At 70.9% G+C, this 21,722-nt stretch carries 15 protein-coding genes; 3 read left to right on the top strand and 12 right to left on the bottom strand.

Annotated features, from left to right (window positions below; translation table 11 throughout):
• Positions 1-9: 9 nt before the first annotated feature.
• Together ABZ576_RS07005 and ABZ576_RS07000 are read right to left on the bottom strand one after the other, a co-directional pair.
• On the bottom strand, positions 10-669 hold the full coding sequence (locus ABZ576_RS07005; RefSeq protein WP_360736829.1) for a histidine phosphatase family protein: 660 nt from the start codon (positions 667-669) through the stop codon (positions 10-12).
• Positions 670-815: 146 nt separating this feature from the next.
• Complete coding sequence (locus tag ABZ576_RS07000) at positions 816-1,421, bottom strand: YdbC family protein (protein ID WP_360736827.1); 606 nt, start codon at positions 1,419-1,421, stop codon at positions 816-818.
• Positions 1,422-1,572: 151 nt separating this feature from the next.
• On the opposite strand from ABZ576_RS07000, the gene ABZ576_RS06995 reads away from it, so the two are divergent.
• Entirely contained in the window at positions 1,573-2,106 is a 534-nt protein-coding gene (locus ABZ576_RS06995; RefSeq protein ID WP_360736824.1) for a TerD family protein, read from the top strand.
• A 128-nt stretch (positions 2,107-2,234) separates the two neighbouring features.
• Here the strand turns inward: ABZ576_RS06995 and ABZ576_RS06990 are convergent, their stop codons facing one another.
• The 3 genes from ABZ576_RS06990 to nrdR form a co-directional block, all read right to left on the bottom strand.
• Positions 2,235-2,984: a hypothetical protein gene (locus tag ABZ576_RS06990; protein ID WP_360736822.1), complete on the bottom strand. Its 750-nt coding sequence runs from the start codon at positions 2,982-2,984 to the stop codon at positions 2,235-2,237.
• 152 nt (positions 2,985-3,136) lie between these two features.
• Positions 3,137-6,025, bottom strand: coding sequence for a vitamin B12-dependent ribonucleotide reductase (locus ABZ576_RS06985; RefSeq protein ID WP_360736819.1), 2,889 nt, complete (start codon positions 6,023-6,025; stop codon positions 3,137-3,139).
• A gap of 164 nt (positions 6,026-6,189) precedes the next feature.
• Positions 6,190-6,741 carry a transcriptional regulator NrdR gene (gene nrdR / locus ABZ576_RS06980; protein WP_360736817.1) on the bottom strand — a complete coding sequence of 184 codons (552 nt, stop codon included), beginning with the start codon at positions 6,739-6,741 and terminating at the stop codon, positions 6,190-6,192.
• Positions 6,742-7,303: 562 nt separating this feature from the next.
• Here nrdR and lexA point away from each other — a divergent pair.
• Positions 7,304-8,083, top strand: coding sequence for a transcriptional repressor LexA (lexA, locus tag ABZ576_RS06975; protein WP_360736815.1), 780 nt, complete (start codon positions 7,304-7,306; stop codon positions 8,081-8,083).
• Between the two features lie 162 nt (positions 8,084-8,245).
• On the opposite strand, the gene ABZ576_RS06970 is transcribed toward lexA, so the two are convergent.
• The 5 genes from ABZ576_RS06970 to rfbB form a co-directional block, all read right to left on the bottom strand.
• Complete coding sequence (locus tag ABZ576_RS06970) at positions 8,246-10,237, bottom strand: ATP-dependent DNA helicase (protein WP_360736813.1); 1,992 nt, start codon at positions 10,235-10,237, stop codon at positions 8,246-8,248.
• Between the two features lie 268 nt (positions 10,238-10,505).
• Entirely contained in the window at positions 10,506-11,276 is a 771-nt protein-coding gene (locus tag ABZ576_RS06965; protein WP_360736810.1) for a GNAT family N-acetyltransferase, read from the bottom strand.
• Between the two features lie 110 nt (positions 11,277-11,386).
• Positions 11,387-13,378, bottom strand: coding sequence for an IucA/IucC family protein (locus ABZ576_RS06960; protein ID WP_360736807.1), 1,992 nt, complete (start codon positions 13,376-13,378; stop codon positions 11,387-11,389).
• Between the two features lie 364 nt (positions 13,379-13,742).
• A complete protein-coding gene (locus ABZ576_RS06955; protein WP_360736805.1) occupies positions 13,743-15,350 on the bottom strand; it encodes a diaminobutyrate--2-oxoglutarate transaminase family protein in 1,608 nt (535 codons plus the stop codon).
• Positions 15,351-15,740: 390 nt separating this feature from the next.
• Positions 15,741-16,748, bottom strand: coding sequence for a dTDP-glucose 4,6-dehydratase (gene rfbB, locus ABZ576_RS06950; protein ID WP_360736803.1), 1,008 nt, complete (start codon positions 16,746-16,748; stop codon positions 15,741-15,743).
• A 507-nt stretch (positions 16,749-17,255) separates the two neighbouring features.
• On the opposite strand from rfbB, the gene ABZ576_RS06945 reads away from it, so the two are divergent.
• Entirely contained in the window at positions 17,256-18,485 is a 1,230-nt protein-coding gene (locus tag ABZ576_RS06945) for a hypothetical protein (RefSeq protein WP_360736800.1), read from the top strand.
• Positions 18,486-18,539: 54 nt separating this feature from the next.
• On the opposite strand, the gene hflX is transcribed toward ABZ576_RS06945, so the two are convergent.
• On the bottom strand, positions 18,540-20,030 hold the full coding sequence (gene hflX, locus ABZ576_RS06940) for a GTPase HflX (RefSeq protein WP_360736797.1): 1,491 nt from the start codon (positions 20,028-20,030) through the stop codon (positions 18,540-18,542).
• Positions 20,031-20,186: 156 nt separating this feature from the next.
• Complete coding sequence (locus ABZ576_RS06935) at positions 20,187-21,689, bottom strand: M1 family metallopeptidase (RefSeq protein WP_360736794.1); 1,503 nt, start codon at positions 21,687-21,689, stop codon at positions 20,187-20,189.
• Between the last annotated feature and the right edge of the window lie 33 nt (positions 21,690-21,722).

The raw sequence follows: 21,722 nt of genomic DNA, 5'->3' as shown, positions 1-21,722 counted from the left end.
TCTGCCACTCTATCCGGAGACCCAGTACGGCACCGGTTCTCGCCAGCGTTCGAAGGGCCGGTCGAGTGCGTACCGGCCGTCCGCCCCCAGAACGAGCATCCGCATCTCGGCGTTCCCGGGATTGGACAGGGACTCGAATTCCGCGACCGTCCAGTGGAACCAGCGCATGCAGAAGAGCCGCATCGCGAGGCCGTGGGTCACCAGCAGCACGTTCGGGGGGTGGTCGGGGGCCTCGAAGCTGCGGAAGAGGCTCTCCAGGAAGCCACCGACCCGGTCGTACACATCGGCGCCGGACTCCCCCTGCGGGAACCTGAAGAAGAAGTGGCCGTACGCGTCGCGGTACGCCTTCTGGAGACGCACGTCGTCGCGGTCCTGCCAGTTGCCCCAGTCCTGCTCGCGCAGCCTGGGCTCCTCCCGGACGCGTATGAGGTCGGGGTCGAGCCGGAAGGCGGCGAGGGTCTCCAGGGTGCGTCGGTACGGCGAGACGTACACGCTCACCCGTTCGCCGCCGAAGAGTGCCCGGAGCCGTTCGCCGGTCTGCTCGGCCTGCCGCCGGCCGCGCTCGGTCAGCGCGAGGGCGTGGTCGGGCTCGCGTTCGTACACGGAGTCGTCGACGTTGCCCGTTGACTCGCCGTGCCGGACAAGGACGATGCGCCGTGGTCGTGCCATGCCGAAACCCTAGATCGAACGACGCGCGGTCGAGCACTCGTACGGGCTCCATACGGCGTAGGTCACATGAATTCCGCGTCCGGTGCCGCTCCGGTGCACCTCCCGCGGCACCGCCGAAGAGTGCGTTTGCTTGTCAAACTCGGCGGTCAGACCGTCCAGGACGGTTCCAGTTCCACGATGTCACCGGAGAGCGCCGCGATGTCCGCCTCGGTCTGGGCGCGCAGGGCGAGACGTTCCACCCGTTCCGTACGGTACTTGCCGTGCTCGGCCGCCGAGCGCCACATCGATAGGATCATGAACTCCTGCGCGGAGGCCTCGGCGAACATCCCGCGGATCATGCCGGGCGAGCCGGCCATCGCGGGGTTCCAGACCTTCTCCTGCATGAGGGTGAAGTGCTCGACGCGCTCCTCGTGGACGCGGCACAGGGCCACCCGCACCAGATCGGCGTCGGTGAACCGTGGCTCGAAGCCCGTCTTCACATCGAAGCGGTACTCGAACAACTTGACCTGGGCGTCCTTGAACGTGCCGGACTGGGCGGCGGCCAGGCGGTCGTGGGAGCGGGCCATGAAGGAGTCGTAGAAGGCGCGGCTCTCCCAGAAGGCGAAGATGTGCACCACCCCTGGCCGCTGCCGGCTCCAGCCCCCGCCCTGTCCGCGAAATCCCGGCTCCCCCAGAAGCCCCGCCCATTTCCGCTGCCCCCGCTCGAAGCCGCGGCGGTCCACCACGGTGCAGCGAATCCACTTGACCAGCACCGCGCCATCGTAAGGCCACCGGGCGTGGCGCCGGTCACGCTCCGGTGGAGATCGCCCGCACGTACGCCCCGGCGCGCGTGGCACGATGGACAAGGAACCCCGACCGAAAGGGAGTTGGGGCAGACGCAGACGCAGGGGGGAGGGGAAGCCTGTGACCGGCTTCAGCAAGGGAATTCGCAAGGTCGAGGTCGCGCTCAAGTGGGACCCCAGTCCGGCGGGTCGGCCGCCGACCGACCTCGACATCGTGGCCGCGACCTTCGGGTCCGGCGACCCGCACGGAACGCCGGCCTATGTCGTGCATTTCGACAGCCGCTCGCCCGACGGCACGATCCTGCTCAACCGGGACAGCACGGACGGCAAGGGCTTCGGCTGGGACGAGGTCATGACGATCGAGCTGGAGCGGCTCGACGGTCGGTACGCGCGCGTGGTGGTCGGTGTCGTCATCCAGCAGCGCTCGGGGCGCAAGACGTTCGGCGATGTGCTGAGTCCGGCCGTGCGGGTCCGGGAGGGTTACACGGTGCTCACCGAGGACGCGTTCGGCTCGGTGCCCGGGGCGACGGCCGCCACCGTCGCCGAGTTCGTGCGGGACGACGCCGGGGAGTGGATGCTCCGGCCCGGCGTGCACGGCTTCGACGAGGACCCGGCGACCTTCACCCGGGTCATGGGCAGGGCGCACCAGCCCTGATGCCTCGTGCGAATGGGTAAGGGGCGTCGGCCCGGGCCGGCGCCCCTTGCTTCACTTCACGAACGGGAGGTGGTTCCGGCCGAGATCACTCGTTCCTGGCGTGTCGTACTTCTCGCCGCAGCCGTGCTTCATGCTCGACGTCGGGGACCTGGCCAGGGGTAGCCGAGCTGATCGGCGAACTCCTTCGAGCCGCCGCTGACCTCGGCGACTTCGCGGGGGTCTTCGGCCGTGAGACACGTCTCAAGGCGCATCGCCTGGTCACCCGGGTCGTCTCCGGAGACCGGAAGGGTCATCCTGAACTGAAGCCAGGGATGGCCTTCTCTGATCGCGGAACGGCCGGGATGGAACAGGAAGACGTTGATCTGGTCGGGTTCCCAGGGCCAGGCTGAGACGGCTGCCAGTTCGCATTCCCAGGTGGTCAGCCAGTCGACACGCTGTCGGAGCCGTTCCTCAAGAAGCCTGGCGACTGTTCGGGCCGGCCACTCCCAGCTCTGGTCGGTCGAGGCCCGGCGGATCTCCGCGTCGTACTGATCGGCGTCGAATCGAAGCTCTGGGAGGTCGATATCGTCGTCATCCGGGTTGCGCCAGCCGCTCCAGATCACGTGTTGTCCCTCGCGCTTGATGGTCACGTAGACAGCGCCGCAGCATCCTTCGGTGCACTCGGCCTCGGCAAGCCGAACCTCGCGGGGGGTTTCTGTCGCGTGAAGCGGCGCATTCGGCCCCAACAGATGCCGGGGGTCGTCTGCCGGCCCCTCGTCGAACACGTCGGCCAGGATGTCGCGTCCGTCGATGATCGGCCGGCATTCCACGGTGCCGTGTCGGCTTCCCAGCGGTGGCACGACGATGCGGAGGGACAGCAGATGCGGTTCTGTGGTCATTGGCTGATGGTCTCGGAGTCAGCGGCAGTTGTCGCGGGGCCCACAGCCACGAGGAAGGGGACCGGCCTCCGGCCGGTCCCCTTCGTGAGCTGCTGGTCAGCTACCTGTGCGAACCGCGCCGGATGTCGCATCCGACGCGGTTCCGCCCGGTATCAGCTGCAACCGCTGGTCGAGCCGCAGCCCTCGCAGATGTAGCAGGAGCCGGCCCGCTGCATCTTCGTACCGCAGGAGAAGCAGAGCGGAGCGTCCGCCTGGATGCCCAGCTGCATCTCCACCAGCTCGGCGCTGGTGTGGGCCTGCTTCGGGGCGGGCTTGGCCGCCTCGCTCTCGGCCTTCGGCGTGGCGACCGCCTTCAGCTCCTGGGCGCGCGGTGCCGACTGGGCCAGGCCCTCGACGTCGACCTCGTCATCGTCGATGGACTGCTCGTAGGAACCCGTCTCCAGGTGCCGCTGGCGCTCCTCGGCGGAGTGGATGCCGAGGGCGGAGCGGGTCTCGAAGGGCAGGAAGTCGAGCGCCAGGCGGCGGAAGATGTAGTCGACGATCGACTGCGCCATCCGCACGTCCGGGTCGTCCGTCATACCGGCCGGCTCGAAGCGCATGTTGGTGAACTTCGAGACGTACGTCTCCAGCGGCACGCCGTACTGGAGGCCGACGGAGACGGCGATGGAGAAGGCGTCCATCATGCCCGCGAGGGTGGAGCCCTGCTTGGACATCTTCAGGAAGACCTCGCCGAGACCGTCGTCCGGGTAGGAGTTGGCGGTCATGTAGCCCTCGGCGCCGCCGACCGTGAAGGACGTGGTGATCCCCGGGCGGCCCTTGGGGAGGCGCTTGCGGACCGGGCGGTACTCGACGACCTTCTCGACCTTGGTCTCGACGGCGGCGGGCTCCTCGGCCTTCTTCTCCTCCTTCTTCTTGGCGGAGAGCGGCTGGCCGACCTTGCAGTTGTCGCGGTAGATCGCGAGCGCCTTGACGCCCAGCTTCCAGGCCTCGAAGTAGATCTCCTCGACCTCCTCGACGGTCGCCGTCTCCGGCATGTTGACCGTCTTGGAGATGGCGCCGGAGATCCACGGCTGGATCGCGGCCATCATGCGGACGTGGCCCATCGGGGAGATGGCGCGCTCGCCCATGGCGCAGTCGAACACCTCGTAGTGCTCGAGCTTGAGGCCGGGGGCGTCGATCACGTTGCCGTTCTCGGCGATGTGGGCGACGATCGCCTCGATCTGCTCCTCCTGGTAGCCCAGGCGGCGCAGGGCCTGCGGGACGGTGCCGTTGACGATCTGCATCGAGCCGCCGCCGACCAGCTTCTTGAACTTCACCAGCGCCAAATCCGGCTCGACACCGGTGGTGTCGCAGGACATGGCGAGGCCGATGGTGCCGGTCGGCGCGAGGACCGACGCCTGGGAGTTGCGGAAGCCGTTCTTCTCGCCGAGGCGCAGCACGTCCTGCCAGGCCTCGGTGGCGGCGGCCCACACCGGGGTGTCCAGGTCGTCCATGCGGACGGCCTTGTCGTTGGCGTCGGCGTGCTGCTTCATGACGCGGTTGTGGGCGTCGGCGTTGCGGGCGTAGCCGTCGTAGGTGCCGACGACCGAGGCCAGCTCGGCGGAGCGGCGGTAGGCCGTGCCGGTCATCAGGGAGGTGATGGCGCCGGCGAGGGCGCGGCCGCCGTCGGAGTCGTAGGCGTGGCCGGTGGCCATCAGCAGGGCGCCGAGGTTGGCGTAGCCGATGCCGAGCTGGCGGAACGCGCGCGTGTTCTCGCCGATCTTCTGGGTCGGGAAGTCCGCGAAGCAGATCGAGATGTCCATCGCGGTGATGACCAGCTCGACGACCTTCTGGAAGCGCTCGGCCTCGAAGGACTGGCTGCCCTTGCCGTCGTCCTTCAGGAACTTCATCAGGTTCAGCGAGGCCAGGTTGCAGGACGTGTTGTCCAGGTGCATGTACTCGCTGCACGGGTTCGACGCGGTGATCCGGCCGGACTCGGGGCAGGTGTGCCAGTTGTTGATGGTGTCGTCGTACTGGATGCCCGGGTCGGCGCAGGCCCAGGCGGCCTGGGCGATCTTGCGGAAGAGGGACTTGGCGTCGACCTCTTCGATGACCTCGCCGGTCATGCGGGCGCGCAGGCCGAAGTTGCCGCCGCTCTCGACCGCCTTCATGAACTCGTCGTTCACGCGGACCGAGTTGTTGGCGTTCTGGTACTGGACGGACGTGATGTCGTCGCCGCCCAGGTCCATGTCGAAGCCCGCGTCGCGCAGGACGCGGATCTTCTCCTCTTCCTTGACCTTGGTCTCGATGAAGTCCTCGATGTCGGGGTGGTCGACGTCGAGGACGACCATCTTGGCGGCGCGGCGGGTGGCCCCGCCGGACTTGATGGTGCCGGCGGAGGCGTCGGCGCCGCGCATGAAGGAGACCGGGCCGGAGGCGTTGCCGCCGGAGGAGAGCAGCTCCTTGGAGGAGCGGATGCGGGAGAGGTTCAGGCCGGCGCCGGAGCCGCCCTTGAAGATCATGCCCTCTTCCTTGTACCAGTCGAGGATCGACTCCATGGAGTCGTCGACGGACAGGATGAAGCAGGCGGAGACCTGCTGGGGCTGCGGGGTGCCGACGTTGAACCAGACGGGGCTGTTGAAGCTGAAGATCTGGTGCAGGAGGGCGTACGCCAGCTCGTGCTCGAAGATCTCCGCGTCGGCGGGCGAGGCGAAGTACTTGTAGTCCTCGCCTGCCTTCCGGTACGTCTTCACGATGCGGTCGATCAGCTGCTTGAGGCTGACCTCGCGCTGCGGGGTGCCGACGGCACCGCGGAAGTACTTGCTGGTGACGATGTTGACCGCGTTCACCGACCAGAAGTCGGGGAACTCGACGCCACGCTGCTCGAAGTTGACCGAGCCGTCGCGCCAGTTGGTCATGACGACGTCACGGCGCTCCCAGGTCACCTCGTCGTACGGGTGCACGCCGGGGGTGGTGTGGATGCGCTCGATGCGCAGTCCCTTGGTGGCCTTGGCGCCCTTGGCTCGGGAACCTCGTGCCGGACCGCTCGCCGTCTCTGTCATGCCGCCTCCCTGTACGGGCAAAACGCCCTGAAGTGCCCCAGTGTTCCCAAGGGCACGTGTTTCTGTCTTGCGTCGCGGGCACCCTCGGCTGTCGCCCGCAACAGGTCTTTGGTTTGCCGCCTTCCGGCCGGAACCCGGTCCTCCTCCCGGTTCCAGCCCACCGGTCAGTCGGCGGCGCTCGCGGGCACGGGCACCTGAGTGGTCCCACCGGGCCCGCGCCGGTCTTCCTGGCTCCCCGCCTCCGCGTCTCCGTCGTCCACGGCGGGGCCTCCCGTCGCCTGCCTCAGCTCCGCGATGGCGGCCTCGAAGTCGTCGAGCGAGTCGAACGCCCGGTAGACGGAGGCGAACCGCAGATAGGCGACGAGGTCGAGCTCCTGCAACGGGCCGAGTATGGCCAGGCCCACGTCGTGGGTGGTCAGCTCGGCGCTCCCGGTCGCGCGCACCGCCTCCTCGACCCGCTGGCCGAGCTGGGCGAGCGCGTCTTCCGTGACAGGCCGTCCCTGGCACGCCTTGCGCACGCCGTTGATGACCTTGGTACGACTGAAAGGCTCGGTGACCCCGGACCGCTTGACCACCATGAGCGAGCACGTCTCCACGGTCGTGAAACGACGGGAGCAGTCGGGGCACTGGCGGCGCCGGCGGATGGACGTGCCGTCGTCGGTCGTCCGACTGTCGACCACACGGCTGTCGGGGTGCCTGCAGAAGGGGCAGTGCATGATCTCCAACCCTCCTCACAGCAGACTCATCGGCCTCACGAGACACACAGGCCCCGCGAAGCAGCCCTAAGCATAGGCGATCGCCGAACCTTCTCCGACCCGGGGGACCACAACTTGTGGGCTGCTGTAGCCATCCAACCACTAGATGTGGGGATTGGCGCATTCACCGAGGCAGGGAGGCGTGTCGCGGCGGAACGGCCGAACGCGGACCTGGCGACGGCTCTCGGGACACGCGCGCGCGAAGCCGCGTCACCCGGTCACCCGGGGGGATAGCGTGGGTGCCGAGCGGAGAACGCGTGCCACTCCCATGCAGAAGCGCCCCGGGTCCCGGACCGCGGGATTCCGGATGGCAGACTGGGGGCGCAGCCCACGAGGCGAGCAACCCCGGCGGTGAAGAGTACAACAATGGCCGCTTTTGTCCGCCAAGTGTCACGTGAGCCCATACACCCAGACACATGATCACGTCCGGCGAAACGCACTTTTTCACTCGAACGTGTGTTTGGCGCAACCTTTCGAAAGCAACTACCGTTGTCCAGCAGGGAGACCATCGAGAGGGGCCGACGTGACCACCACCGCAGACAGTGCCACCATGACCGCCCAGGACCGCTCCCAGGGCCGAGTCGAGCCGGTGCACGCGATGAACGAAGCCACGAATCCCGAGGGACACAAGCGCTCCCTGCCTGGCCGACCTCCAGGCATCCGGGCGGACAGCTCCGGCCTCACCGACCGGCAGCGCCGAGTGATCGAGGTCATCAGGGATTCCGTGCAGCGACGCGGTTACCCGCCGTCGATGCGGGAGATCGGCCAGGCCGTCGGCCTCTCCAGCACCTCCTCCGTCGCGCATCAGCTGATGGCACTGGAGCGCAAGGGCTTCCTGCGCCGCGACCCGCACCGCCCGCGCGCGTACGAGGTGCGCGGCTCCGACCAGGCCGTGACCGTGCAGCCCACGGACACCGCCGGCAAGCCCGCGGCGTCGTACGTCCCGCTGGTCGGCCGTATCGCCGCCGGTGGTCCGATCCTCGCGGAGGAGTCCGTCGAGGACGTCTTCCCCCTCCCCCGCCAGCTCGTCGGTGACGGTGAACTCTTCGTCCTCAAGGTCGTCGGCGACTCCATGATCGAGGCCGCGATCTGCGACGGCGACTGGGTGACCGTGCGGCGCCAGCCGGTCGCCGAGAACGGCGACATCGTGGCCGCCATGCTCGACGGCGAGGCGACCGTCAAGCGCTTCAAGCGCGAGGACGGTCACGTGTGGCTTCTCCCTCACAACGCGGCCTACGAGCCCATCCCCGGCGACGACGCGACCATCCTCGGCAAGGTCGTCGCCGTGCTGCGGCGCGTGTGACGCCTGCGGTCGGCGGGCCCCGGCTCGCTCCCTGACCGGGCCCCGGAACCCCTGCGCCGGTTCCGGGGCCCTGCGTATGCCCTGAGGCGGCCGCGCGCGTACCGGGGCGCCGCGGGTGGCCCAGGAAGGTGGCCCGGCCGGCGCGGTCGGGCCACCCCACGGTTACGCGGACGCCGCCTGCTGCGTCTCCGACTGCTTCGCGGCCGCGTCGATCGCCGCGAGCGACTTGCGCACCTGGTTGCGGTCCGTGGTGTACCAGAAGTCCGGCAGCGACGCCTTGAGGTAACCGCCGTAGCGCGCGGTGGCCAGCCGCTGGTCCAGTACGGCCACCACTCCCCGGTCGCCGGACGCCCGCACCAGACGGCCCGCCCCCTGCGCCATCAGCAGGGCCGCGTGGGTGGCGGCCACCGCCATGAAGCCGTTGCCGCCCGCGTCCTCCACCGCCTTCTGGCGCGCGCTCATCAGCGGATCGTCGGGACGCGGGAACGGGATCTTGTCCATGACGACCAGCTGGCAGCTCGGGCCGGGGACGTCGACGCCCTGCCACAGCGACAGCGTGCCGAACAGGCACGTCTTCGGGTCTGCCGCGAAATTCTTGATCAGTTCGCCGAGCGTCTCCTCGCCCTGGAGCAGGATCGGGAACTCGGGAATCCGGGACCGCAGCTCCTCGGCGGCGAGCTGGGCGGCCCGCATGGACGAGAACAGGCCGAGGGTGCGGCCGCCGGCCGCCTGGATCAGTTCGGTCAGCTCGTCCAGCATGTCGGCGCGCTCGCCGTCGCGCGCCGGGCGCGCCAAGTGCTTGGCGACGTACAGGATGCCCTGCTTGCGGTAGTCGAAGGGCGAGCCGACGTCGACGCCCTTCCACTTCGGCAGGTCGTCGCCCTCCACCCCCTCCGGGCCGAGGCCCAGCGAGGCGCCGACCCCGTTGAAATCGCCGCCCAGCTTGAGGGTGGCGGAGGTGAGGACGACGCTGCGGTCGGCGAAGAGCTTCTCCCGGAGCAGTCCGGAGACGGACATGGGCGCCACCCTGAGGGAGGCGCCGAACCGGTCGTGCCGCTCGTACCAGACGACGTCCCATTCCGAGCCGTTCAGGACGCGCTCGGCCACGTCGTGGACCGTCTCGACGGAGGCCAGCGCCTGCTTGCGGACCGCGTCCTCGTCCTGGACGGACTTGTCGCGCGTGGCGCCGATCGCCGAGATGACCGTACGCGCGGCGTCGCGCAGCGCCATGAGGGCGTAGCCGAGGTCTTCCGGGATCTCCTCCAGGCGGCCCGGGAGCGCCAGCTCCATGAGCCTCTCGAAGCCCTCGGCGGCGGTCTGGAGCTGGTCGGCGGCCTTCTCGTTCACGAGCTTGGCTGCCCGGCGTACGGCTCGGTTGACCTGGCCGGGCGTGAGCTCGCCGGTGGCGACTCCGGTGACCCGGGAGACGAGCTCGTGCGCCTCGTCGACGATCAGCACCTCGTGCTGCGGCAGGACCGGGGCGCCCTCGATGGCGTCGATGGCCAGCAGGGCGTGGTTGGTGACCACGACCTCGGCGAGCTTGGCCCGCTCGCGGGCCATCTCCGCGAAGCACTCGGCGCCGTACGCGCACTTCGAAGCGCCCAGGCACTCCCGCGAGGACACCGACACCTGCGCCCAGGCACGGTCGGAGACGCCCGGGGTGAGATCGTCCCGGTCACCGCTCTCCGTCTCGTCCGCCCAGTCCCGCAGCCTCAGCAGGTCCTGGCCCAGCTTGCTGGTCGGCGCGGCCGCCTCGAACTGGTCGAAGAGGCCCTCCTCCTCGTCCTGCGGCATGCCCTCGTGCAGCCGGTGCAGGCACAGGTAGTTCGACCGGCCCTTGAGCATCGCGAACTCCGGGCGGCGGCGCAGCAGCGGGTGCAGCGCGTCGACCGTGCGCGGCAGGTCCCGCTCCACGAGCTGGCGCTGGAGCGCGAGCGTGGCCGTCGCGACGACCACCCGTTCTCCCTGCGCGAGCGCGGGCACGAGATAGCCCAGCGACTTTCCGGTGCCGGTTCCGGCTTGGACCAGCAGGTGGGACGCGTCGTCGATCGCCTCGGCGACCGATTCGGCCATGGTCACCTGGCCGGGGCGCTCCGTGCCGCCGACGGCTGCGACGGCGGCATGCAGGAGTTCGGAGAGGGAGGGCTTCGTCATAGCCTGACCACCCTACGGCCCTGCACTGACAAACGGGGGGTCGCTCCGATGGCGAGGGGCGGGATCACGACGGGCTCCGGGGCGGTGGACTCGGGTGGGGGCGTGGTGGGGGGCATGGTGGGGGCGGGAGTGACGGCGGGGTGCGGGCGCCGGAGAGGCCCGGGGCGGGCCAGGACTGCGCTGGGCGGGCCGGTGAAATTTTTTCCGGGGCCGGGAACACCCGGGATTCGCCGTTCGTATCTCATGGTGAGCGGATGGTCACGTAGGGCTACAGCGCTGCACGCAGGGTCCGGTCCCGGATCAGGAGGGCGGCCCGCTTGCCGGGCAGGTCGATCTCGGCGGCGAACCGGAAGCCGGCGCTCAGGAACGCGGCGACGGAGGGGGTGTTATGGAGATCGGGTTCGGCCACGACCCGGGCGCACGCGGGGCGCCGGTCGAGGATCAGGTCGGCCACGGCCCGGAGCAGTGTGGAGCCCAGTCCGCGCCCCCGGTCGGCTGTGTCACCGACCAGGAGATGGATCCCGGTGTCGTGCGGCCGGGCCGGGTAGTGCCGGGCCAGCGGATCCAGGTCCGCCCGGTAGATCTCCCAATAGCTCATCGGGGTGCCGTCGAGTACGCCGAGACACGGCACGCTGCGCCCGTCTCCGTGCAACTGGGCCCGCAGGTGCTCCGCCGTGCGGTCAGGGGGCCCGGCCAGCTCCCAGAACTCCGCGACGGCGGGGTCGTTCATCCAGCCATGGACGAGCGACAGGTCCTGGTCGATGCGTACGGGCAGCAGTTGGAAGGAACCCGCGGGGGTCGGCACCTGCCCCCACGAAGGGAGGCGGCCGAGGAGGTCCGCCGTCGTCCCGGCGCGCAGGGCGATGAACTCGGCCGGCAGCCGCAGGTCCAGCGTGTCCTCGCTGTCCGGATCCTCGTCCACGACGGTGAACTCGCGGAAGAGGGGGTCCCGGGGACCCGCGCTGTCAGCTCGCGGACCGGAGCGGCCCGGCCGGGCAGAGGCGGGGCCGGTTCCGGCACTCGCGTCGGTGGGAGGCATGGGTGCGCTCCTCTCAGGAGACGAGGTGGGTCATGTTCCTCGGATGTGCGGGAGGTCGGGGCGGCCCACTGAGGGCGCCGTCCGCTCGGGTGGTGCGCTCGGGCATCGGCTCAGGAGTGGAGGGGGTTGGCGATGGTGACGTAGACGGACTGGGTGTCGACCGGACCGACGAGTTCGTCGAGGCCGTGCACCCGGGTCAGCAGGTTGGCCTTGCACCGCAGGACGGGTGAGTCGAGCAGGCGGCCGGGGAGGGAGGTGCGCAGCCTGGCGGGCCCCGAGGCGAGGTCGGTGAGGAACCGGCGGAAGGCCGCGAGGAGGAGACGCTCGTCGGCGAGGCGCTGGGAGCCGAACGCGCCGATCAGACCGAGGACGTTGTTGACGGCGAGGTAGTAGGCGAAGCGTTCGTCGGTGACCTCGTCCGGGACGAAGGTGTCGCTGCGCTCACCGATGCCGGGCAGCCGGGCGTCCAGTTCGGCTCGCCGGGACTCGCGGAAGTAGTAGCCCTGGTTGTCGCGGTAGCGTCCGCCGGCGGGCCAGCCGGTGCCGTCCAGCAGGAGCAGTGTGTTCTGCTGGTGGGCTTCGAGGGCGATGCCGGCTTCGCTGTCCAGCCAGAGCACGGGCCGGACGACATGCTCCAGGTAGCGCAGGAACCACTCGGCGGCGACGGCGCCGACGGGCCGTCCGGTGCGCGTGGCGAGGCGGGCGACGAGCTGGGCCAGCCGGGATCGCATCGGCCGGAGCGCCTGGCCGGGCGGGGTGTCGGTGGACGGCTCGGCGAGCGGGCGCGGTGAGAGGAGTCCGGCGACGCAGCCGACGGCGTCGGCCGGGGTGAAGGGGTTGTGCCGGATCACGACGTCGAGCCCCGGTACGGGCAGGCCGTCCGCGTCGTCGACGGCGATCCAGGCCGGGTCGCGCACGATGTCGAAGCCGGGGTGCGCGGCCTGCCATTCCTTGGCGAGGCCGGTGCGCAGCAGCCGGTGCACCTCGACTCCGCGGTGGAGTTCCTTGCGGAGGTTCTCCCTGCGGGAGTTGGTGATGCGCAGGCCCAGAGACAGCTTGAGCATCGCCGGGGCGCCGGACCGGTAGGCCGTACGGACGGAGGAGGTGGGGTGCCAGGGGGTGCCGAGGGGACCGAGGTCACGCAGCAGCCCGGAGTCGAGCAGTGCGGCGACACCGGCGCGGTGCCGCACTTCGCGCGCCTGCCAGGGGTGCAGTGGCAGGGCGGTGTAGCCGTCGGGCAGCGGAAGTCCGGTGCCGGCGAGCCGTCGGACGAGGTGGTCGGCGGGTACGGGACGGCCACGTTCGGTCCAGGCCGAGTCGGTCGCGAGGAGAGAGGGGGCGACGGCAAACCAGTGCAGGGGGAAGGAGCCGCGCAGCTCCGGCGAGTACAGGTCGGCTTCGGCCTCGGTGAGGCCCTCCCGGCTCTTCGGGGTGGGGTGCAGTGGGTGGCCGAGGAGGAGGGCCTGTTCGGCACCGAGGAAGAGGTCGGGTGTGTCGGCGGGGTGGTCGCGCCGGTGGCGGATGAACGTCGCGGTACGTCGGACCGAGTCGGCCACCCTGGCCACGAGTTCACCGTTCGCACCGCTCGGGCCGGGCCCGGGGCTGGCGGTGGCGGTGGCGGTGCCGGTGCCGGTGGGGATCGTGGCGCGGCTGGTGCTGCCGGCCTCACCGGCCGATTCCCTGACGAGCAGGGCGGCGAGCGTGACGGCGTCTACGTGGGGCGCGGTGGCGGGGACGTCGGGGAAACGCGGCGGGCCGAAACGGTGCCAGCCCGTCGGGGACCAGTAGCGGACGGGGGCGATCAGCGCGGTGCCGCTGGCGGGCAGCGGGATGTGCAGGCTGCCGGTGGTGGGGGCGGCGAGGCCGGTCTCGCGGGCCCAGCAGCGCAGCAGGTTCTCAACGGCGGCCGCGTCGGCCGCCGTGCGGGGATCGGGGTCCTCCAGCAAGTCCGCGCCGGGCTCCGTACGTCGCGCGGGGTCCGCCTCCCGCCTCTTCTGCGGGGGGACCGACTCGGTGAGCGGTACGCGCGAGGGTGAGGCGCCGGAGCCTCCCGGTTCGTCGGGGGCGCCGGAGCGGCCGTCGGGGTCGGGGGTGGCGTTCATGACGGCTCCTTGGGGGCTGGGGAGGCGGTGCGGCTCGTTCCGTCGTCCGCTCGGTCGCCGTGGCCTTGTGGCCGGTGCCGAGGGGGGATACCGGCGGGCGGTGTCGGGAAGGGGTGGCGGGGGTAACCGGGGTGGCGCTGTCGGTGGATCGGGTTCGGCGGGACGCCTCGGGGGCGGATGGGTGAGGGGGTGGATGGGTGAGAGGGGATGGGTGAGGGGACGGGGGTGGGCGAGGTGGCTGTGTGTGGGGGGGCCGACGATCGGCGTCGGTCCGGATGCCCGGAGGGGGCGGGTCGGGGTGGGACGGGGTGTCGGTCTGAGGGACGGGGACGGCCGCGGGGGGCGGGTGGGAGGGCGACGGGGGTCAGCCCGCGCGCTGGGCTGGGCCGTCGCCGCGTGGGTGGTGTGGGCCCTGGGCCGGGTGGGGGCGAGCCGGGCTCTGGGTCGGGTGGAGGCGGGCCGCGGCTGCCAGCGCGTCGGCCAGGCGATCGAGGACGGCCGTGGCCTGTTCGTCGCTGATCGTCAGCGGAGGAAGCAGCCGGACCACGGACGCGTGACGACCGCCGAGTTCCACGATGAGGCCGCGCTTGAGGCACTCCCGCTGTACGGCGGCGGCGAGTTCGGGAGCGGCGGGGCGCGGAACGCGGGTGGGCTTCCATCCCGTCGGGGCGGCGAGGTGATCGCCGGAGGCCGGCCCGAGGCCGTAAGCAGGTCCATGGCCGTGAGCAGGCCCATGACCAGAAGCAGGTGCAGGCCTGTTGCCGTACGCAGACCCGTTGCCGTAGGCAGACCCGTTGCCGTAGGCAGACCCGTGGCCGCACCCGGTGTCGGAGGCTGCTCCCTCGGTCTCCGGGTCGACCAGCTCCAGTCCGAGCATCAGTCCGCGCCCCCGGACGTCACCCAGGCACGGGAACTCGTCGGCGAGAGAGACCAGTTGGGACAGCATGTGGTGGCCGAGCGTGGCGGCTCGGTCGGCCAGGCCGTTCTCGCGGACGTAGGCGAGGGTCGCGGTGCCCGCGGCCATGGCGAGTTGGTTGCCGCGGAAGGTGCCGGCGTGGGCGCCGGGTTGCCAGACGTCCATGTCGTCGCGGTAGACGATCAGGGCGAGCGGGAGGCTGCCGCCGATGGCCTTGGACAGGACCATGACGTCGGGGGTGATGCCGCTGTGGCCGACGGCCCAGAAGGCGCCGGTGCGGCCGACCCCGGTCTGGATCTCGTCGGCGATCAGCGGGATGGACCGGTCCGCCGTGAGCCGCCGCATGCGGCGCAGCCAGTCGTCCGGCGCGGGGACGACTCCGCCCTCCCCCTGGACGGGCTCCAGGATCATTCCGGCGGCCACGGGTACACCGGACTTGGGATCGTCGAGGAGGGACTCGGTGAGGCGGGCGGCGAGTTCGGCGCCGGGTGCGCCGCCGACGCCGAAGGGGCAGCGGTAGTCCTGGGGGTAGGGCAGCCGGGCGACCTGGACGTCGGGGGCGCCGCCGGACGCAGCCAGGGCGCCGGCGGTCATCCCGTGGTAGGCACCGGTGAAGGCGAGGATGCCGGAGCGGCCGGTCGCGGCCCGGACGAGTTTGAGGGCGGCCTCGACGGCGTCGGTGCCGGCCGGTCCGCAGAACTGGACGCGGGCGCGGTCGGCGAGGCCGGGCGGGAGCGTGCGGAACAGTTCGGTGGTGAACGCGTCCTTCACGGGCGTCGCGAGGTCGAGGACGGAGAGGGGCGCACCGGAGTCGAGGACCTTGCGGATGGCTTCCAGGACAACCGGGTGATTGTGGCCGAGGGCGAGGGTGCCGGCCCCGGAGAGGCAGTCCAGGTAGCGGCGGCCGTCGGCGCCCTCGATGGTGAGGCCGCGGGCCCGGACGGGCACGATGGGCAGGGCGCGGGCGTAGGTGCGGGCCGCGGACTCACGCGCCGACTGGCGTCTCAGGATGCCCTCGTGCACGGCCCGCGCTTCCCCGGCTGTGCCTCCTGCCATCGACTCCGTAACGGCCACGGCGCGCTGTCCTTCCCGCTGTTCAGTTGCGAGTTGATCCGCGGGGACCGGATACAGGCAGCAGGCCCCCCACCGCCTACAACCGCGCACCGTTCAACGGGTTACGGGTTGTGCCGAGATCCTTGCCATGACATTGCAGGCGGTCGCCGTGGATGTGCGGAAGCTCGGCGTCGGGTCGCGCGAGAGCGGTGCGTTCCGGCCGGCGTCCGACACCGCGGCCTCCTCTTCCGGATACAGGGTGGCCGGGTCGCCGTCGTCGAGGCTCCCGCCCAGGCCGCGGAGGCGGGCAGGAGGTCGCCCTGGCCGCCGATGCCGCCGCCCGCGACGACCAGTCTCACGTGCCGTCCCCCGCCCGGTCGCGGGGCGCGGCCGTCATGCGCGGGCCCACGCTTCCTCGGCCACCGGGCTGCGGCCGCGCAGCGGCTCCCACCACGCGCGGTTGTCGGCGTACCAGCGGATGGTGTCGGTCAGACCGGTGCCGAAGTCGACCAGCGGGGCCCAGCCCAGTTCGGTGCGGATCTTGCCGGAGTCCAGCAGGTAGCGCCGGTCGTGTCCGGGGCGGTCGGGGACGGTCATCTTGCGCTGCCGGGGCAGGCCGAGTTCCGCGAGGACCAGGTCGGCCATCTCGTCCACGCTCACCTCGACGCCGGTGCCGACGTGGTACGTCTCGCCGATCCGGCCGTCCTTGAGCACGGCCTCGATGGCCCGGCAGTGGTCAAGGACGTGGATCCACTCCCGGCGGTTGTCCTTGGAGGCGTAGACCGGTATGCGCTCTCCGTCCAGGGAGCGGGTGATGAACAGCGGGAGCACCTTCTCCGGGAACTGGTGCGAGCCGTAGTTGTTGGCGCAGTTGGTGATGGTGACGGGTAGTCCGAATGTCTCGTGCCAGGCGCGGACCGCGTGGTCGGCCGCGGCCTTGCCGGCGCTGTACGGCGTGCGCGGCCGGTACGGGCTCTGCTCGGTGAAGGCCCGGTCGTCGTCGAGTGCCAGATCCCCGTAGACCTCGCAGGTGGAGATGTGGTGGAAGCGGGTGACGCCTGCCCGGTGGCAGGAGTCGAGCAGGGCCTGGGTGCCCATGGTGTTGGTCCGGAAGAAGCGCCGCGGGTCGAGGACCGCGAGGCTGTTGTGCGACTCGGCGGCGAAGTTGACCACCGTGTGGACGCCGTGCTCGGCCAGCACCCGGTCGACCAGGGCGGAGTCGCCGATGTCACCGTGCACGAAGGTCACCCGGTCGCGCACGTCGGCGAGATTCTCCTCGACCCCGGCATAGGTGAGCGCGTCGAGGGCCACCACGGAATCCTGCGCATTACCGCGGACCCAGTGCCGGACGAAATGGGAACCGATGAAACCGGCGGCGCCGGTCACCAGAATGGAACTCATGCCGGGGGACGCTACTACCGCCCCGTCGTCGAATGCCCACGCTTGACCACGTGGTCTTCTGCTGCTGTATGCGGATGTCGGCCCGGACGACGCGCCGACCCGAACTCGCGTCGGTTCCCACCTGGATGTGCCGCTCGTGCTGCCCCGCACGGCGAGAAAGGCCGCGGCCTGTTCCGTGACGACGGCATCGACAAGGCGACGGAGCACCGCCCGGAGGTGGCGGCCGCCGATGGGGCCGATGACGGGCAGTACAGCCCGGTGGAACGGGCCGTCAGGACGGGGCTGGGACCGACCTGACGGCCGCAGCGCGTGCCTCCCCCGACGACGACCAGGTCAGGCGCCTTGTAGCCGAACCGTTGCCGTACCGTCGGAACTCCCCCACGGCGAGCGCATAGGGTGTGTTGCCGTTCCAGAAGGTTTGTGGGACCGGCCTGAACTCCCGTGGAGGTGCGGGCCGGTGACACGGACCCAGCGCCGAGTTCCTTCACAGCAGGGGGAGTCACAAGCATGCGATCCATACGGCCGTCGTTCACCGTTCGGCGAGGGAGGGGCGCACGCCGCGCCTCGCACGCGCTGACGGCGGTCGCCCTCGTCTCGGCGCTGGCGATGACCGCCACCGCCTGCGGCGACGACGGTGACGACAACGCCGGCGGTACGTCGGCCGCCGGCGCCACAGCGGGCGGCTCCGGCGACGGAAAGATCACGATCCCGGACGACCTCAAGCGCAGGCTCAAGCAGCACGGGATCGACCTCGACAAGTGGAAGAACGGCGCCTGGAAGAACTGGAACAAGGAAGACTGGCTGCGCGAGGCCAACGACTTCGTCAACCCGATCATCAAGGGCCTGTGGGACCCGGACCGGATGCGCGACGCCGACGACCCGGACCGGGGCGTCGACGACACCGACATCTCCGGTGACCAGGGCGTGACGGACCCGACGCCGCAGCCGGTGAAGGCGCAGGCGGTCACGCCGCCGTACCACACCGCCGCGGCCACCGCGGGCAAGCTGCTCTTCGACGCCCCCGACGGCACCATGGTCTGCTCGGCGACGGTCGTTCAGGACCCGGCGCACCCGGGCAAGTCCAACCTGGTCTGGACGGCGGGTCACTGTGTGCACGCCGGCAAGAAGGGCGGCTGGTACCGCAACATCGCCTTCGTGCCGTCGTACAACGACCAGGGCAGGTCGGCGGCCGAACTGGAGAACGCCGGCCGCGCCGAGGTGGCTCCGTACGGCGTGTGGTGGGCCGACGCGGCGAAGACCTCCCAGCAGTGGATCAGCGAGGGCGGCGAGACGGGCGGCGACGGCGCCTCGTACGACTTCGCCGTCATCCATGTGACGCCCGAGCAGGGCAGCGGCGGCAAGTCGCTGGAGGAGACGGTCGGCGGAGCGCTGCCGGTCGACTTCGAGGCACCCGCGGTGGCGAACGTCCAGAGCATCACGGCGTCCGGCTACCCGGCGGCGGCTCCCTACGACGGGCAGCTGCTGTACCAGTGCCAGGACAAGCCGGGCCGGCTCTCCATCGAGCAGTCCGACCCGACGATGTACCGGATCGGCTGCACGATGACCGGTGGCTCCTCCGGCGGCGGCTGGGTGGCGGCCGGCGCGGACGGCAAGCCGGCGCTGGTGTCCAACACGTCCATCGGCCCGGTGAACGCGGGCTGGCTGGCCGGTCCCCGGCTGGGTGACGTGGCCAAGAGCCTCTACGAGTCGGTGAGCGAGCAGTTCGCCGGACGGTGAGCACGGCGAAGGCCCGCCACCCCAGGGGGTGGCGGGCCTTCGCGCTGCCGTGGGTCAGGAGGCCGAGACCGGTGCGTACGGCGCCAGGTCGGCCGCCAGTTCCTCGTGCACCCGGACCTTGAGCAGGGTGCCCTCCGCGGTGTGCTCCTCGGAGATCACCTCGCCCTCGGCGTGGGCGCGGGCGACCAGCTTGCCGTGGGTGTACGGCACCAGCGCCTCGATCTCGACCGAGGGGCGGGGCAGGTCGTTGTCGATGAGCCCGAGCAGTTCCTCGATGCCCTGACCGGTGCGGGCCGAGACCGCGATGGAACGCTTCTCGACGCGCAGCAGGCGCTGGAGGACCAGCGGGTCGGCCGCGTCCGCCTTGTTGATCACGACGATCTCGGGGACGGCGGTGGCGCCGACGTCCCGGATCACCTCGCGGACGGCGGCGAGCTGCTCCTCCGGGTTCGGGTGGGAGCCGTCCACCACGTGCAGGATCAGGTCGGAGTCACCGACCTCCTCCATGGTGGAGCGGAACGCCTCGACCAGGTGGTGCGGCAGGTGCCGGACGAAGCCGACGGTGTCCGCCAGCGTGTACAGCCGGCCGCTCGGGGTCTCCGCCCGGCGGACGGTCGGGTCCAGGGTCGCGAACAGCGCGTTCTCGACCAGGACGCCGGCGCCCGTGAGGCGGTTGAGCAGGGAGGACTTGCCGGCGTTGGTGTAGCCCGCGATGGCGACGGACGGCACCTTGTTGCGCCGGCGCTCCTGGCGCTTGATCTCGCGGCCGGTCTTCATGTCCGCGATCTCCCGGCGCATCTTCGCCATCTTCTCGCGGATCCGTCGCCGGTCCGTCTCGATCTTGGTCTCACCGGGTCCACGCGTGGCGAGGCCGCCGCGACCGCCACCCATCTGCCGGGACAGCGACTGGCCCCAGCCGCGCAGCCTGGGCAGCATGTACTGCATCTGCGCGAGCGCGACCTGCGCCTTGCCCTCCCGGGACTTGGCGTGCTGGGCGAAGATGTCCAGGATCAGGGCCGTTCGGTCGATGACCTTGACCTTGACCACGTCCTCCAGCTGGATCAGCTGGCCCGGGCTCAGCTCACCGTCGCAGATGACGGTGTCCGCGCCCGTCTCGAGGACGACGTCCCGCAGCTCCTGGGCCTTGCCGGAGCCGATGTAGGTGGCCGCGTCGGGCTTGTCGCGGCGCTGGATGACGCCGTCGAGCACGAGCGCGCCCGCGGTCTCCGCGAGGGCGGCCAGCTCCGCGAGGGAGTTGTCGGCGTCCTGCGCGGTGCCGGTGGTCCACACGCCGACGAGCACGACCCGCTCCAGGCGGAGCTGGCGGTACTCGACCTCGGTGACGTCCTCCAGCTCGGTGGAGAGGCCGGCGACGCGGCGCAGGGCCGCGCGCTCGGATCGGTCGAACTGGTCGCCGTCCCGCTCGCCGTCGATCTCGTGGCTCCAGGCGACGTCCTCTTCCATCAGGGCATCGGCCCGAAGACCCTCGGGATAGGCGTGCGCGAGGCGCTGGGTGTCCTGGGAAGGGGAAGAAGAGGAGGTCATTGGATCCTTAACGTCGATGAGAGTGCCGTTGCGGCGTCGGTGGGGCGGTCGGGCCGCTCCTGTCTGTCCAACGCACGAGTACCCCGGGAGATTCCCGTGTCCCCTCGTGCGCCGACAGGGAGATGGTCGCACGGAACGGCACGTCTCGTCACCGGGTTATCGCGCGATGCGCGGCTGGGCCGGCGCGGGCTGTGCCGTCGGCTTCCAGTCCGGGTGGCCGGGCATCGGCGGGGTCTTCTCGCCGTAGAGCCAGGCCCGGAAGAAGTCGCCCAGATCGCGGCCGGCGACGGCTCCGGCCAGCCGGACGAAGTCGGAGGTGGTGGCGGTGGCGTCGCGGTGTTCCTGGACCCACAGCCGCTCCAGCCGCTCGAAGGCCGGCCGGCCGATCTCCTGCCGCAGGGCGTACAGCACCAGGGCGGCGCCGTCGTAGATGTTGGGCCGGAAGATGCCGATCTTCTGGCCGGGCGCGGGCGGCTTGGGCCGGCCGGGCGGGCCGCCCGCCTCCCGCCAGCGGTCGGAGGCGCCGTAGGCGGCCTTCATCCGCTCCTCCATCGGCCGCTTCGCCGTCTCCTCCGCGTACAGCTCCTCGTACCAGGTGGCATGTCCCTCGTTCAGCCACACGTCGGACCAGCTGCGCGGGGTGACACTGTCGCCGAACCACTGGTGCGACAGCTCGTGCACCATGACCGACTCGATGTACCACTTCGGGTACGCCGGCTCGGTGAACAGCTGTTTCTCGAAGAGCGAGAGGGTCTGGGTCTCCAGCTCGAAGCCGGTGGCGGCCTGTGCCATGAGCACGCCGTAGGTCTCGAACGGGTACCGGCCGACCTTGCTCTCCATCCAGGCGATCTGGTCGGGCGTCTTGGCGAGCCACGGTTCCAGGGCCTCGCGCTCACCCGCGGGCACGACGTCACGCAGGCGCAGCCCGTGCGGACCCGCGCGGTGCACCACCTCGGAGCGGCCGATGGACACCTGGGCGAGCTCGGTGGCCATGGGGTGCTGGGTGCGGTACGTCCAGGTGGTGGTGCGGCCGACCCGCTCGGCCCCGGCGGGCAGGCCGTTGGCCACGACGGTGTAGCCGTTCGGCGCGGTGACCCGGAAGGTGAACATCGCCTTGTCGGACGGGTGGTCGTTGCACGGGAAGACCAGGTGCGCGGCGTCGGCCTGGTTCGCCATCGCGAGACCGTCCGAGGTCCGCACCCAGCCGCCCTGCTGGTTCGCGGCGGGGACGGGGTCACTGGTGTGCCGCACGGTGATCCGGGTCCAGCTGCCCTCGGGCAGCGGCCGCGCGGGGGTGACGACCAGGTCCTCGCCGGCGCTGGTGAAGGCCGCGGGACGCCCGTCGACCTCGACGGACCTCACGGTGCCGTGGGCGAAGTCGAGGTTGAGCCGCTCCAGGTCGGCGGTGGTCCAGGCGTCGATGGTGGTCACCGCCTGGAGCGGCTTGTCGTTGCCGCCGGGATAGCCGAGGGACAGGTCGTACGAGGCGACGTCGTAGCCGGGGTTGCCCAGGTGCGGGTAGAGCCGGTCGCCGACGCCGAGCGGCTCGGCCGGAGCCGCGGCGGCGAGCAGGCAGACGGACACCGCGGAGGCGAGCAGGGCCACCTTCCGGTGCCGGGAGGGCGTGGGCCTGGGCTGGAGGCGCGGGATCTGCGACATGCACCACCGCTACCAGCGCCTGCCCGCGCCGCG

It is taken from the genome of Streptomyces sp. NPDC013455, from assembly GCF_040632975.1.
Lineage (GTDB): Bacteria > Actinomycetota > Actinomycetes > Streptomycetales > Streptomycetaceae > Streptomyces.
Note: the sequence above shows the minus strand (reverse complement) of the source record. Positions and strands in the feature narration are given on the sequence as shown.